The following is a 13,999-nucleotide window of genomic DNA, read 5'->3' on the forward strand; positions in this document are numbered from 1 at the left end:
GGCACCAGCTCGTATCAGACGACGGACGGCACGTCGCACTATCTGGTCGGCGATGCCACGCTCAGCTACCAGCCGGCAATTCCGAAACAGAATGCGGCGTAGCGTCTAAAATCGATGAAGCAGGAATGTGTCGACTGCGTAATGACTTGGCGCTTGCACCCATGGCCCAACCTGACGGTTGGGCATGAAGCGAGCTGTTGTGTCAGGTACAATCCCTCATCACACGTAAAGATATGACCAAGGTGTAGGTCCATGGCGGTGTGCGAGCACAAATATTCCAGGAGAAATGGAACAGCATGAAAAAGCTTTTGATTTTGGTAGTCATCGCTACCGTGGCTCTTTCTGTGCCGGTGAAGGCGCAATCGGTCGTAAGCAAGGGCGGCTACGAATATGACAAGAATGTGTTGAGTGACCCTTCGGCTCTCAACTGGAACATTGAGCAATGCAGTCACTCTGGCATCACGCCGGATGTACAGGAGAAGCTCGCAAAGCTGATGGGCGTTTCGGAGGTGAATGTCCGTCGAGAGTTTTGCCGCCGGGTACTCACGGCCTACGCAAAAGGTACTATCCCCTATGAGGATTACGCACAGTTCACCCAAGGCGGTGTTATGGCTCCGAGCATTTCGAGGGCTTTGAGGATTGCAGGTTCGACGCCCAAAAAGCCGCGGGACCGCGGACAAGGTGACATCGTTCTTCCGGTCTCAGCAGAAATGAATTCCGGTGAGACGTTCAAAGGCTCCACGACGGCGTCGCACAGCAATGGCCGCTTCTCGGTCCAATCGTCCCGGCGTTCGGTGAAGTGCTCCGGCAACTACGACCTGAGGGATCGGCGCCCGACAGTTGTTCTACCCGTCAAATGCTCGGATGGGCGCACCGGAAGGCTCGAAGTTACGAGAGCTTCAGATCTCATGTCGGCGTGGGGGACGGTGAAGCTCTCCGACGGGAGCTCCGGTCGGCTGACCGTTGGTGCGAGCCAAAAATAATGGTGACAGGCGATCTTCCGTCCGCGGACAAATTCGTGGGCAAATAAGCGAAAGCGATCATATTCGGCATGGACCACACAATCACCGTCGAACCGACCGTACCGCCCCCTGGTTCAGCGGATGACGTGAAGCGCCCGGACAGTGGCCTTGCGGCGATTGCGGCGATCGCCGGCTACTTCCGCATCGCCGCCAATCCGGATGTGCTGGCCCGGGATCTCGCTCTATCGAAGCCGGCGGGGCGCAGTGACCTGTTGCGCGCCGCCAAGCTTGTCGGACTGAAGGCCAAGCATCTGGAGATCCAGTCGGACGCGCGGCTGGCGACCTTGCCGACGCCGGCGATCGCCTGCCTGACCGATGGCCGCTTCGCCGTCTTCGGAGGTGCTGCACCCGACAATACCTGGCGCATCATCGATCCGACGGATTTCTCCAGCCGCAATCTCGCTGCTCATGAGCTGCTGGCCGAGACATCAGGCCAATTCATCCTGCTGCAGCGGCGATTGGCAGGTCCCGGCGCGTCGCGTGGCAATTTCGGTTTCCGATGGTTCCTGCCGTCGATCTGGCGCTATCGCCATGCCTTCGGTCATGTCCTGCTCGCCTCGCTCATTGTGCAGATCTTCGCGCTGGTGACGCCGCTGTTCTTCCAGGTCGTGGTCGATAAGGTTTTGGCCCATCGCAGCTATTCGACGCTGATCGTGCTGGTCGTGGGTCTCGCGGCCGTCGGCCTGTTCGATGTGGTGCTGCAGTATCTTCGCACCTATGCGCTGTCGCATACGACCAACCGCATCGATGTCGAGCTTGGACGGCGGCTGTTTCGGCACATGCTCAACCTGCCGCTCTCCTATTTCGAGACGCGGGCGACCGGCCAGACGATCGCCCGCGTGCGCGAGCTGGAGACGATCCGCAACTTCCTGACGGGGCAGGGGCTGTTTTCCGGCCTCGATCTCATCTTCACCATCGTCTTCATCTTCGTGCTCTTCTCCTATTCATCCAAGCTTGCCTGGATCGTCGTCGCCTCGATCCCCTTCTATCTGGCAATCGGCTTTCTGGTCAGGCCGTTCCTGAAGGAGAAGATCGACGAGAAGTTCGAGCGCGGCGCCTATAGCCAGCAGCTCCTCGTCGAGACCGTGGTCGGCGTGCAAACGCTGAAGGCGTCGGCTGTCGAGCCGGTCGTGGCGGCGCAATGGGAGGAGCGGCTGGCCGGCTACGTTCAGTCCTCCTTCAGCACGACGATGCTCGCCGCCAAGGGCCAGAACGCCATCCAGTATGTCAACAAGATCACCTCGGCCGCGCTGCTGCTGTTCGGCGCCCAGGCCGTCATCAATGGCGAGCTGACCGTCGGGGCGCTGGTGGCCTTCAATATGATCGCCGGCCAGGTCTCGCAGCCGATCCTGCGCCTGTCGCAGCTCTGGCAGGATTTCCAGCAGGTGCAGGTGTCGGTGGCACGTCTTGCCGATATCCTCAATGCGCCGCCTGAACCGCGGCCGGAGGTCTCCGTCAGCCTGCCGAAGCCCAGAGGCGCCATCTCCTTCAGGCAAGTCAATTTCCGCTACACCGCCGATGGCCCGGAAGTGCTGCGTGATATCTCCCTGTCGGTGCGGCCGGGGGAAGTGATCGGCATTGTCGGGCCGTCCGGATCGGGCAAATCGACGCTGACCAAGCTGGTGCAGCGCTTCTATATCCCGACCCGCGGCCAGGTCTTCGTCGACGGCCAGGATATCGCCCAGGTCGATCCGGCCTGGCTCCGCTCCAATATCGGCGTCGTCCTGCAGGAGAACATGCTGTTCAACCGGACGATCCACGACAATATCTGTCTGGTCAATCCGTCGATGTCGCGCGCAGCCGCCATGCAGATGGCCCGGCTGTCAGGAGCCGACGAGTTCATCGCCAAGCTGCCGAAGGGCTATGACACGCTGATCGAGGAGCGCGGCGCCAACCTCTCCGGTGGCCAGCGTCAGCGCCTGGCGATTGCACGAGCACTCGCCACCAATCCGCCGATGCTGATCCTTGACGAGGCGACAAGCGCCCTCGACTATGAGAGCGAGCGCATCATCCTTGCCAACATGCGCGAGATCGTCAAGGGCAGGACTGTCATCATCATCGCCCATCGCCTGGCGACCGTCCGCCATTGCGACCGTATCATCGGCATGAAGGATGGCCGTATCGTCGAGGAGGGCACGCATGACAGCCTGATTGCGCGGCCGAACGGGCTTTATGCCCATCTGTGGCAATTGCAGACGGGGCTCAATCAGCCATGAACCCTGTCATCCGCCCTCCGAAACGACCGGGAAAGCCGCTGCGTCGCGGCAGGATCGAAAACGAATTCCTGCCGGCGGCGCTTGAGATCCTCGAGACGCCGGCCTCGCCTGTTCGTACCGCCTTCATCTGGTTCATCGCGGTCGTTGTGGCGGCTACGCTTGCCTGGAGCTATCTCGGCACCTTCGACATCGTCTCGACCGCGCAAGGCAAGATCCAGCCGACCGGCCGCGTCAAGGTCATCCAGTCGATCGAGCTCGGCAAAGTGAAGTCCATTCCCGTCACCAACGGCTCAAAGGTGAGGGCAGGCGATATCGTCGTTCAGCTCGATGACACCGAGCTCAGGTCGGACGAGGAGGCGATTTCAATCAATCTGCAGGCCTATTGGAGCGAGATGGTCCGCCGCAAGGCCGTGCTGGCAACGGTCGAGCACTGGCAACAGCAGGGCATTTGGACCGCCGATAAGCCAATCCCCGACGCCCCGCTTGCTCTTGCCTCTGATACGCCAGCCAGTATCCGCGAGCGTGAGCAGTCGATCTTCAAGGCCGACCTCTCCCAGCTTGCCGCAAGCCTGACCAATATCGTCGCCCAGCACACGCAGAGCCAGGCCACCGTCGCCAGGCTCGAGCAGACGATAACGGCACAAAGGAAATTGGTCGACACGCTCAACGAGCGCGTGGCCATCCGCGCATCACTGGTCAATCAGGATGCGGGCTCCAAGACCGGCGTGATCGACGCCAAGGAGGTCAGCCAGAAGGAGGAGGCGACGCTCGCCGAGGAGACCGGCCAAGTCGAAGAGGCCAGGGCGTCGCTCAGTGTCACGACCAGTGATGGGGAAAAGACGCTCCACACCTTCATCGCCGACAATGTCGAAAAAGCCGGCGAGGCGTCGCGCCAGGCCGACGAGCTCGAGCGCCAGCTGATCAAGGCGCGCAAACGGCGGGAATCCATGACGATCGCCACACCGATCGACGGCATGATCCAATCGTCCGCGATCAATACCATCGGCCAGGTCGTCACGACCGGCGTCGACCTCATGCGCATCGTGCCGGACGGTTCGACACTTGAGGTCGAGGCGTATATTCCAAACAGCGATATCGGCTTCGTCTCCGTCGGACAAACCGCCGTCGTCAAGGTCGAAGCCTTCCCGTTCACGCGATATGGCGTGATCCATGGCCATGTCACAGCGGTGGCGAGAGACGCGATCCCTGAGCCCGATGCCAACCAGCTCGAAGGCGCTCCGACCAAGCAATTGCAGGCCACCGTGCCGACGACGAATGTGCAGCGGGTTCAGAACCTCGTCTTTCCGGTGACCGTCAAGCTGGATGCCAGCACCATGAGTGTCGACGGCAATATCGTGCCGCTCTCACCCGGCATGGCCGCCACCGCCGAGATCAAGACCGGCAAGCGGCGGATCCTCGAATATCTGTTCTCGCCCATCGTCGAAGTCACCTCGCAGGCCATGCAGGAGAGATAGCGGAGGAACTATGCAAGTAATTGGGACATCGCGATTTGCAGCGCCACCGAACCGCCTGTTAAAGTGCTTCCTAGCCTTTTTAGTAGCGCTGCCCGTCGTTGTAACCTGCGCGAAGGCAGGGACAATCGGAGCCGACAACCGGAAGGCCATCAATGACTATGCTGCATCGCACGGCATGTCCCCTGACGCGGCACGCAAGAAGTTTGGCGCAAGCGGCCGGATCATGTGTCCCTTCAACGAGGCCAGCGCCTTCCTGCTCTATAAGCCCGATATCGTTGTCACGGCACGGCATGCTCTCTATCCCAAAAACGCAAAGGTAATCTATGCAGGGTCAATGTCGATCATGCGCTGTGGGTTTGAAGTGAGCGACGGCAAAGGATCCACATGGCACAAGGTTGATGTCGCGTCTTTCGTTCATCCGAGCAACGGTCTTAAATCCTGGGACGATCCCTATGACTGGGTCGTGATGCGGCTGTCCGAACCCGTGACGGAGTTCGAACCATATCGCCTGCCTTCAAAACCTGTTTCCGTCGGCGACAAGATCATAAGTGCCTCCATCCGCCAGGCGCATTTCCTTCCCGACGATTGGAACGAGCGTGTTCTTGGTGACTGCCGTATCCGATCGGTCGAGAATATTGAGAAGATCCCGGCAAGCGGCCTTCGCACGGACTGCTCCTCCGACGTCGGCGCGTCAGGGAGCCCGATACTGAGAGAGGGACCGGATGGGCTGGAAGCCGTTGGCATCACCACATCAGGCACAGGCTCATGCCGAAAGTTCGATCGCAGGCGTTGCTATAATTTTGCCGTCGGCCTGGAGCCCGAACTCATGGATGCCGTTCACAAACTTGCGGGAGAATAGGCTGTCGAAAGGTCATAGTCGACTGGAAAGCCGTCATGCCCGCGAGCGGCGGCTGGCGGGCTTTGCCTCCGCCTCGACGCTGCTGATCGTCGCTGCGCTTGCAGCGCCGACGCCACTGGTCGAGATTCCGGCGGTGGCGGTCAGGCAAAGTTTAGGAGAGAAGAATGGCAGGATGATGATAGCCTTGCGAAGCTTAGTGGCTGTGTCAGCCGCATTGATCATGCAGATGGCGGCAATGGCAGGTCCGCTGTATGGGCTAAATGTTGGCCCCGGTGGCGGGGTCACCGGGGCCGAATTAGAGACTCTGCCAAAAAAAGTTGCATAATTTCCGCTTGTTCATCAGCCTCTGGCAACGCGGATTGCATCTGCTCACCGGACATCCGCGAAAAGATGCGAACCTATCTCATGTCACTCTGCGACAAGCTCTTGTTGCGAAAGCGCGTTATCATCGAAGCCCTGTTCGACAAACTCAAGTCGAAAATGGAGACCGAAGCCACAAGCCACCGGTCCCCGACAACCGTCTCTGTTCATGTCATCTCTTGCCTCGCCGCATACATACTCACCAAAACAAAAGTCAAAATGGGCACCGTTGCTTGGACAGAACTGGTTTGATCAGAGTCCATTGGTGTCCTCCGATGCCTTTGCCAAGGTCGCACGCTTGCGCCGTGCGGTGAGGGTTTGAGCCACAGCCGGAATGGATTCCTCACCTTTTTGCACGTGAACGGTCGGCACTGGCAGCTCGATATGGTTTTCCTTGAAAGCCTTGCGCACGGCGATGAAAAATTTACGTTTCATTGCAAAGGCCCCGCCGGGCCTCGTCGTCATCTTCATGCGTATCACAATGCCGTACTCGCCAAACTCCTGGATACCCTGCATCTTGATCGGCTCGATCACCCAAGGGGCAAATTCAGGATCGGCGGCAACTTCAGCCCCGACGCGCTTGATCAGTTTACGTGCAGCCTCGAGATCGGTATCGAAGCCGACGGTGATGTTGAACTTGTCCATTGTCCAATCGCGGCTCTGATTTTGCACGGCGCCGAGTTCGCCAAAGGGTATAGTGAAAACCGGGCCGCGGTGATGGCGAAGCTTGATCGAGCGCAGGCTGAAGCTTTCAACAGTGCCCATATATTTACCGCTGCTGATATACTCGCCGATACGGAACGCGTCATCGAGCAGGTAGAAGACGCCGGAAATAACATCCTTCACCACGGTTTGCGCACCAAAACCGATAGCCACGCCCACAACGCCCGCGCCCGCAATCAACGGTCCGATTTGAATGCCGATCGATGAGAGAATCATCAGGATTGCCATGATCAAAAGCGAAGCGAACAGAATGTTCGAAATGATTGGCAGCAAGGTACGCAACCGTGCCTGCTGCGGATCAATTTCTATATGTTCAGCGTGCGCTTGATGATGGACACCAAGCTTGCGCTCGATCAATGCCTTTATGATGCTCCAACCGAAGTCCGCGGCTAGAGCGATAACGAGCGTATTGACAATGCCCCGAACAATCAGTGTCGTTGTCGGATTTTGAAGGTTCTGCATGCTGGACATGTCGACACCCCACATGCGCGCAGTGATGTATATCGCAAGAACGATCAGCGCCACGCGAATACCACGATCTACCACCGCCAAGGTTACAGCGGGAACCGCTGGGCCGCCGGTTTCTACTGTGCCGGGACGCAGTATGAAATGGACCGCCTTATGCGCGATGATCACCAGCAACGGGATGACGAATGCCAGCGCGACAACTGAAAAAAGCACCCAGGCGCCAGCCAGCTGCAGCAACCACAGTCCAACGAAATAGACCGCCATCAGCCATGTGGCCGCGACATGGCTGACCAGCTGCTTTTTGTCTTCCGCAACCGACGCGGACGGGCGGCGCCATATGGCGATTAGTCCTAGACACAGTAATACAAAGCTTGCCGGTATCGCCAATGCGACAATCCCGTCCGAGGTTAGGCCCAACAGGGGAAGGAGCGAGAACGTTGCATCAACAAACATGAACCAGCCAGCGATGATGACAAGCCAGCAGCTCCAGTGGTTGGCCGTTTCGTCTGACATTGGCAACGCTCGCACTTCCTCGGAATGCGCGACCTGCATACTTGATGGGACTAACATTGCTTTGCAAACCATGTTTACTGCCCACATGCCGGTTGCTGCGGTCAAGTACGCAAGTACGATTTCCCGCAGTAATGGCGGCCATTCAAAAACCATGAAAGCGCCCGTGCTCCCGACACTGAAGGCCAGGATCATAAGGCCGGAGTATAGAAAACGGGCGCTGATTTTCTTGGCCCTGCCCTGAGGCGTATCCTTCGATAGGCTAATAACCCACCTGCGGTATCGCACTGTCAAGCGATAAACCAGCCTCTGCAATACGATGCCGGCGGCAATGAAAATACCCACGAGCAGGAATACACCTGGGAGACCCCGGTCGCTCAGCTCTGACATAATAGTGCTACGCGCCTGCATGAATTGTCGAGGCAGATCAGGAATAGTTCTGGCGGTGCGTTCAATATGCTGTTTCACCGTATCGAGAGAAGACGACACCATGGATTTTGCCATGAGCGCTGGCTCCGATGTCACTGTACCGGTAGCCACAGGCGAGTCCGGCTTGGCGAGTTCCTTTTCCAACCACGCCTTCACTTCGGGATCGAACAGCAATTGGATAAATCTGTCAACTTTCGTCGGCGCTGGTGCCGGTGGCTCGGCTGATGGCGCTACCTGAGCAAGTACATGCGATGTCATCAAAAGCAGAGCAACAGAAATGCTGATCAGTGTTTTTAGCAATGAAGAATGAAAAAGGGTTATGACTGCCACCGATTTCTCCGCCGCGCCAATCATGCTCGCAGCCCCTTCCAGAAGCTGCTTCCTCCAATCCGTGATCTGGTTCGCATATTCATCATACCGTTGCGAAAGCTCGGCTGCAAGGACAACCCTCGTCTTGAAAACCGCACTGTTGTTCCCGCGTGGTCGTCCGCTCATTCATCTTTCCCCTGTTCGTCAGGCTGAAATTCCACTTAAACTTACTGCGTCAAATGTTTATATTCCGGCTATTCTAAAATTCAAAACTCATCGGGATTCATGATGCAAAAGTTATTAGTGACCGATTCGCATAAAGCTGGCCAGTTTCTTAGGACCTGCTGAGTGAGAAAGGCCATGACGTTGGCTGCGAAGTCGCGGAAGGTGTCATGAGTTCGGTTGTGGGTGATGGATGTTTGCGTGCATCAGACGCCAGAGGCGTTCGACGGATTGAGATGAGAGAGCTGGCTCGGTTTGTCTGAACAGTTTGGGGCGTTTTGTTAAGTGGATTTCGGCCCCGATTATGCTGCCACCATCATTGGTGTCATCGCGTTGAAGTAGGCGTGATCCGGCGTCTGCCGGTCAAGGGATGAATGTGGGCGTCGGGTGTTGTAAAAAGCCACATATCGACTGATGCCAATTCAGGCCCCCGGCACGCTTTTGTAGGCGTGGAAGTAGACTTCTTCGTATTTGGTCGAACGCCAGAGCCGCTCGACGAAGACATTGTCTCGCCACGCGCCCTTGCCGCCCATTGAGATGGCGATCTCAGCCTTCTTCAGCACGGCAGTGAAGTCAACGGAGGTGAACTGCGACCCCTGATCCGTGTTGAAGATGTCAGGCTTGCCATATCGGGCAAGCGCTTCCTCGACTGCCTCGATGCAGAAAGGGGACTGTCGGAATTTTTGTGCTTGAGGCCATGATGATGGAGCGGAGAGAATCATCACACGGCAATAGAGAAAGAACCTTTGGATCAGCTTCTTGCCGGTCGCGATCCGTCTGAGGTTTTCGGCAAAGACGGGCTGCTCGACGATTTGAAGAAGGCGCTGTCGGAACGCATTCTGAATGCCGAACTGGACGAGCACCTTGACTGCGAACACCTCGAAGGCGGTATTGGCAATCGTCGTAACGGCTCGTCGAAGAAGACGGTGTTGAGCGGGACGTCGAAGAAGACGCTTTCCATTCCGCGCGACCGGGCCGGCATTTTCGATCCGCTCCACGCGTTTGCCGCGGAATCCGAAGATCGCGCCAGAACCCGGCGCTTCCCTTATAACTGCCTCGACCAACGCCGACAGACCATCAATGCCGCGCCGCATATCAGTCACCCCGCAGGCCAAATAGACCCGCACATTTCCCGAAGGCCCGATCATGCCGCCTCCACGCAGGCGATCAAGGATGCCAGCGTCCTTCGCTCGATGTCTGTCGGAACTTTCAAACCGCGACCGTTTCGGAGCAAGATCTTGATAAACACCGGCGCCGGCGGAACGGCAGGCTGCTGCTCGAGACCTACGTCGTCCACGAGCTGTACCGGAAGGAACGATGGCGACGCACTAAAGTGGCTAAATGTCTTTCGCCATAAGCGGATCTGACCCGGATGGATATCATGCCGACGAGCTACATCCCCAATGCGCACGCCAGGCTGATCTGCTTCTGCCAATATCTCCAGCTTAGCCTCTTTCGACCATCGCCGCCTACGCTCAACGCCGGAAATAATCTCCATGCGAGCCATGCCAACCTCTCAGATCTGGTATTAATGTCAGCACTAATGCTGGTGCTAATCCCAGAACATCGCCCAACTGGCTCGTTCAGCAAAATCCGCTCACCGGGCGCTCACGCCTTTCCCGAGGGGGTGCGCCGGGTCATCTACACGACGAATGCCATCGAGGCGCTGAACTCGAAGCTGCGCCGGGTCGTGCGCACGCGTGGCCATTTCCCAGGTGAGGACGCGGCCATGAAGCTGCTACATCTGGTGTTGAACACCGCCGCCGAGGAATGGAAACGGCGGCCGCGCGAGTGGGTCGAGGCCAAAACGCAATTCGCCGTCGCCTTCGGCGAACGGTTCTTCAATCAATGACGAACCGGCCTCACGCACGGAATTTCCTGACAGTCCCACCTTACCCGTTTCGTCTACAATGCATATGGAGGTGTCTTTGACAGAAACGTCCAGTTCGGCAAAATGCTTCATGCTGCGCTTCCTTTATGATGCTTGTGGCTGCTTCACACAGACCACGTTTTATCATCAGCTCGAAGCGCGGCACCTCAACACACAACCGCTAAATGGGACGCTAGCCGAATATCCCATCTAAACACCTAGGCAGTCGATGTCGACCCTTTAAGCAGGCTGACAAGTTCACTTTGCTGACTTGTCCCTGTCTTGGAAAACACACGAATTAGATAGCTTCGGGCCGTTCCAAATCCAATCCCATTCTTGGCCGCGCTGTCTCGAAGCGAGAGACCTGAGGCCAATGCGACAGCAAGCTTAGACTCGGCATTGGTCAGCCCAAACAGCTCTGTCAGGAGCTCTGGGGCCGGCACGCCGATTGTCGTGGCCACTGGCGAAATAATCATCGCAACGCAATTCATCGAGAATATGGAAAGCGCATCTCGGCACATAGGCATGAAATAGATGATTGCGGCGCTCTTATCATGTTCCGCCGGTATCGAAACACTGACAGATTCACGCGCAGAGCGCTCTATCGCCTCAGCAAAACGTGCCCGCAACATGTCGCTGCTTCGCAAGGACAATCGCCCGTTCGGCATCATCCTAACAAATTGATCGGCGGCTCCAAACAAGTCGTTTGTGTGCAAAACCTGTCCGGAGGTGTTCAACAAGGCTGCTGGCAGCCCAAACTCATTCAGGGTATCGATGCTGCTGCGCGCGCGTTCAAACTGCAATCGCGATGCGAAGAAGACCGCATTACGGAAAAGGCCGTTGATTTTATTCATCTCGTTTAGCGTTTGCTCACCGAATCCGGGTTCATTCAGCCTACGTGTAAAATCAAGCGAAATGACCTCGCCATTGAACATTTCATGGAGCGTTGCTAACTGAACACCAAACCCCCTTGCCTTATGCATTTCAACCCGCGCTTCGCGGTTTGCTATCTCCGCCCAATCGCCGCGATCTGGATCCAACTCGAAAAAGCCAGCATTTATGAGCCGAGTGGAGCGGACATAGCTACGCCATGCGTCGAGATCGACCGGATTATACACCCACGGCTTATAGTTTGGTGCAATTTCAAAAGTAGTTCGAAGAGCTCTGTAGCTCGGCCAGTAGACGCCGATGTTTCCCTCGCTTGCACCTATCGCTATTGAGATCTCGTCCAGCAGTGGCGTCCACATCTCCGGTAAGAACGCTGCTTCGTACATTTTCTCCGCAATAATGTCGAAATCCAGCATGTCTGTGCCCCTCACGCTATCATTAAACATTACTATTAAATGATATGAGGCGCCAGTATGAACGGCGAGTGGAGTGAACCCTTGGGGCTGGACCACGGGACCCGGAAAAACTGATACGCTCTTTGGGCTTTAATCGGAGAAGGCTCGTGAAGTCCCGAGGACCATATCGACGACACTCAACACCGTTCAAGCTGCAGCTGTCAGGATATTAGAAACGGTGTCATCGGCCGGCGCGATGCACGGCGCACTTACGGCGTGTCGGCGAACCTTATTCAGTTGTGGCTGACGCAGTTCGATCGCGGCGAACTCAGCGACGAGGAAGTCGAGGCGAGCGTCATCGTCGAATATGAGGCGCAGATCGCGGCGCTGGAGCGCAAGGTCGGCCAGCTCACAATGGAGCTGGACCTGGTGAAAAAAACACCGCGCCAGCCGATCGCCGGTGGCAACGAGAACTCCTCCATCGTCACCGGCCCGCGGCCTGCTCCGTCCGACGGGGTGTGCAAAATGATCGATCTTGCGAGAAGCACCTTTTACTACCGATCCACGGCAAGGGCTTTGAATCTCGGCGACGCCGAACTCGTTGCGATCATTGGGGACATCCAGGACGAGTTGACCTGCTATGGATATCGTCGCGTGACGCACGAGCTTCACCGGCGAGGCCACCTCGTCAACCACAAGCGTGTCGCTCGCGTCATGCGGGCCGATGGTCTCGGGATCAAGCCTCGCAAGCGGTATGTTCGCACGACGGACAGCAACCACGATTCACCGATCTACCCGAATCTCTATCGGAATGTGATCCCGGCGAGGCCCGATATGGTCTGGGTAGCCGACTTCACGTACAGTGCGCCTCGCCCCAATCGGGGAGGCATATGACTGGAATGCAAGAGAAAGGAGGTTTCGAAGATTTGCCTGTCCCCTGCTGCGAGGGGGCTTGAGCCCAAGCGGCGGTGACCTGTCGTCAACTGGCAGGGTGATGTAGCCCGCAGGTAAAGGGGATTGAGGCGAAGTCGTTACGCCAAGATGGTTCCCGAGGCTGAAGTATTGGAAGGTTGAGGAACACGAACCGGTTAACCCGCATCTGAGGGCTGGAATGTCGCCTTCGTCTACACGGCTTAACAGGCGAAATGCTGATGATGACGCCTGAGATGTACGCCAGCGTCATCCCAACACGGACGAACACGTAGGCTGTCCGTGGCAGTCATGGGGAGAATGCAGCCAGACCATGACATCGGCATCGACTTGCGGAACGCAAGGGAAAAGACTGCGATCGGCAGCCTCACCAATACGCTGAAGTCCAGCATATGAACGAGGGAAGGCATGATGGAATGACAACGAAAGTATTGCGTCGCAAGGGAGTTGACCCTGATGTCCATCATGTTGGCGGAGTTCTCGTAGTAGTCCGCGGCAGGGAAAGCCTGCCACATGGCGAAGGGGAACAGTTCAAACTGCTTGAAGTGCAAACTATCTGACCAAGAGAGGTGAAGACCTTTGATAATCAGCGAAATGCAGCACAAGCTCGCAACATGGGCCGAGAGCGATCCAAACCGAAGGTTTGATCGGCTTCTTCGGCTGATTGCCAATCGGGAATGGCTTGCCGAGGCAGCTCGGATGGTTCTTGCGTCAAGTGGCGCACGAACGCCGGGTATCGACGGAATGGACAAGCAGAGACTGCAGGTCAAATGGGATCAGCATCTGGACGACCTGCGGGCAAGCCTGCTGGAGGAGAGTTATCGCCCCTAGCCGGTCAAGCGCATCTATATCCCGAAACCAAACGGCAAGCTACGACCACTGGGTATTCCGACCCTGACGGATCGCATCGTTCAACGCGCCATGTTGATGGCCATGGAGCCGATCTGGGAGAGCGATTTCCATCGTTTATCCTATGGCTTCCGGCCGGAACGGAGCGTGCATCATGCCGTCCGCACCGTGAGGATCCAGCTTCAGGATGGAGCCGACACGACGAGGGGCCGCTGGATCATCGAAGGTGATCTGGCCAGCTACTTCGATACGGTTCATCATCGGCTGCTTCTGAGATGCGTGCGGCGACGGGTGCAGGACGGGCGTTTCGTCGATCTTCTCTGGCGGTTCCTGAAGGCAGGGCACATTGATCGTGGCCTGTTTACGGCCTCTAGCGAGGGCGTTCCGCAAGGTGACGTTATCACTCCCCGAACGCAAAAGGTAACTTTACGTTCGAGCGGAGGATTCCACTCGATCGTTCTCGTTCTGTGCTTG

At 57.2% G+C, this 13,999-nt stretch carries 12 protein-coding genes and 4 pseudogenes; 11 read left to right on the forward strand and 5 right to left on the reverse strand.

Translation table 11 applies throughout. The annotated features are described in order from the left end of the window. The first annotated feature begins 296 nt into the window (after positions 1-296). The 6 genes from ACPYOP_RS31740 (at position 297) to ACPYOP_RS31765 (ending at position 6,184) form a co-directional block, all read left to right on the forward strand. Positions 297-983, forward strand: a complete 687-nt coding sequence (locus ACPYOP_RS31740) for a hypothetical protein (protein ID WP_481414191.1) — start codon at positions 297-299, stop codon at positions 981-983. A gap of 68 nt (positions 984-1,051) precedes the next feature. Next, positions 1,052-3,238 carry a type I secretion system permease/ATPase gene (locus tag ACPYOP_RS31745; RefSeq protein WP_481414192.1) on the forward strand — a complete coding sequence of 729 codons (2,187 nt, stop codon included), beginning with the start codon at positions 1,052-1,054 and terminating at the stop codon, positions 3,236-3,238. Beyond that, positions 3,235-4,713 (forward strand): HlyD family type I secretion periplasmic adaptor subunit, encoded by a 1,479-nt coding sequence (locus ACPYOP_RS31750; RefSeq protein WP_481414193.1) that lies wholly within the window; start codon positions 3,235-3,237, stop codon positions 4,711-4,713. Before ACPYOP_RS31745 ends, ACPYOP_RS31750 begins: the two co-directional genes overlap by 4 nt. Positions 4,714-4,888: 175 nt before the next feature. Continuing rightward, the gene (locus tag ACPYOP_RS31755; RefSeq protein ID WP_481414194.1) at positions 4,889-5,572 is read left to right on the forward strand and encodes a trypsin-like serine peptidase; all 684 of its coding nucleotides are present in this window, start codon (positions 4,889-4,891) and stop codon (positions 5,570-5,572) included. Continuing rightward, positions 5,544-5,897, forward strand: coding sequence for a hypothetical protein (locus ACPYOP_RS31760; RefSeq protein ID WP_481414195.1), 354 nt, complete (start codon positions 5,544-5,546; stop codon positions 5,895-5,897). The genes ACPYOP_RS31755 and ACPYOP_RS31760 overlap by 29 nt, the downstream gene beginning before the upstream one ends. 53 nt (positions 5,898-5,950) lie before the next feature. Then, on the forward strand, positions 5,951-6,184 hold the full coding sequence (locus tag ACPYOP_RS31765; protein WP_481414201.1) for a transposase: 234 nt from the start codon (positions 5,951-5,953) through the stop codon (positions 6,182-6,184). Here the strand turns inward: ACPYOP_RS31765 and ACPYOP_RS31770 are convergent, their stop codons facing one another. After that, the gene (locus tag ACPYOP_RS31770; protein WP_481414196.1) at positions 6,185-8,557 is read right to left on the reverse strand and encodes a mechanosensitive ion channel family protein; all 2,373 of its coding nucleotides are present in this window, start codon (positions 8,555-8,557) and stop codon (positions 6,185-6,187) included. Between the two features lie 338 nt (positions 8,558-8,895). After that, a pseudogene (locus ACPYOP_RS31775) lies at positions 8,896-9,258 on the reverse strand (transposase); the annotation flags it as partial. A gap of 66 nt (positions 9,259-9,324) precedes the next feature. On the opposite strand from ACPYOP_RS31775, the pseudogene ACPYOP_RS31780 reads away from it, so the two are divergent. Next, positions 9,325-9,585 (forward strand): annotated as a pseudogene (locus ACPYOP_RS31780) (transposase); the annotation flags it as partial. Between the two features lie 54 nt (positions 9,586-9,639). On the opposite strand, the pseudogene tnpB reads toward ACPYOP_RS31780, so the two are convergent. Both tnpB and tnpA read right to left on the reverse strand, forming a co-directional pair. After that, positions 9,640-9,741 (reverse strand): annotated as a pseudogene (gene tnpB, locus ACPYOP_RS31785) (IS66 family insertion sequence element accessory protein TnpB); the annotation flags it as partial. After that, a complete protein-coding gene (tnpA, locus tag ACPYOP_RS31790; protein WP_481414197.1) occupies positions 9,738-10,100 on the reverse strand; it encodes an IS66-like element accessory protein TnpA in 363 nt (120 codons plus the stop codon). The pseudogene tnpB and the gene tnpA, both read right to left, overlap by 4 nt. A gap of 105 nt (positions 10,101-10,205) precedes the next feature. On the opposite strand from tnpA, the pseudogene ACPYOP_RS31795 reads away from it, so the two are divergent. Continuing rightward, positions 10,206-10,445, forward strand: a pseudogene (locus ACPYOP_RS31795) (transposase); the annotation flags it as partial. Positions 10,446-10,681: 236 nt separating this feature from the next. Here ACPYOP_RS31795 and ACPYOP_RS31800 read toward each other — a convergent pair. Beyond that, positions 10,682-11,767, reverse strand: a complete 1,086-nt coding sequence (locus ACPYOP_RS31800; protein ID WP_481414198.1) for a helix-turn-helix transcriptional regulator — start codon at positions 11,765-11,767, stop codon at positions 10,682-10,684. Positions 11,768-12,022: 255 nt separating this feature from the next. Between ACPYOP_RS31800 and ACPYOP_RS31805 the strand changes: the two genes are divergently transcribed. From ACPYOP_RS31805 to ACPYOP_RS31815, 3 genes are all read left to right on the forward strand, one after another. Next, positions 12,023-12,640: an IS3 family transposase gene (locus ACPYOP_RS31805; RefSeq protein WP_481414199.1), complete on the forward strand. Its 618-nt coding sequence runs from the start codon at positions 12,023-12,025 to the stop codon at positions 12,638-12,640. Positions 12,641-13,375: 735 nt separating this feature from the next. After that, positions 13,376-13,507, forward strand: coding sequence for a hypothetical protein (locus ACPYOP_RS31810; protein WP_481414200.1), 132 nt, complete (start codon positions 13,376-13,378; stop codon positions 13,505-13,507). An 18-nt stretch (positions 13,508-13,525) separates the two neighbouring features. Further along, positions 13,526-13,999: reverse transcriptase domain-containing protein (locus tag ACPYOP_RS31815; RefSeq protein WP_481414202.1), on the forward strand; the 474-nt coding region annotated here is incomplete at its 3' end.

It is taken from the genome of Rhizobium sp. KNZ2-6A (assembly GCF_056755475.1).

Bases quoted from the DNA above. Each gene is read 5' to 3' on its own strand.
- ACPYOP_RS31810 (WP_481414200.1), top strand. From the start codon at position 13,376: ATGGTTCTTGCGTCAAGTGGCGCACGAACGCCGGGTATCGACGGAATG.
- ACPYOP_RS31750 (WP_481414193.1), top strand. From the start codon at position 3,235: ATGAACCCTGTCATCCGCCCTCCGAAACGACCGGGAAAGCCGCTGCGT.
- ACPYOP_RS31745 (WP_481414192.1), top strand. From the start codon at position 1,052: ATGGACCACACAATCACCGTCGAACCGACCGTACCGCCCCCTGGTTCA.
- tnpA (WP_481414197.1), bottom strand. From the start codon at position 10,100: ATGGCTCGCATGGAGATTATTTCCGGCGTTGAGCGTAGGCGGCGATGG.
- ACPYOP_RS31800 (WP_481414198.1), bottom strand. From the start codon at position 11,767: ATGCTGGATTTCGACATTATTGCGGAGAAAATGTACGAAGCAGCGTTC.
- ACPYOP_RS31755 (WP_481414194.1), top strand. From the start codon at position 4,889: ATGTCCCCTGACGCGGCACGCAAGAAGTTTGGCGCAAGCGGCCGGATC.
- ACPYOP_RS31760 (WP_481414195.1), top strand. From the start codon at position 5,544: ATGCCGTTCACAAACTTGCGGGAGAATAGGCTGTCGAAAGGTCATAGT.
- ACPYOP_RS31770 (WP_481414196.1), bottom strand. From the start codon at position 8,557: ATGAGCGGACGACCACGCGGGAACAACAGTGCGGTTTTCAAGACGAGG.
- ACPYOP_RS31740 (WP_481414191.1), top strand. From the start codon at position 297: ATGAAAAAGCTTTTGATTTTGGTAGTCATCGCTACCGTGGCTCTTTCT.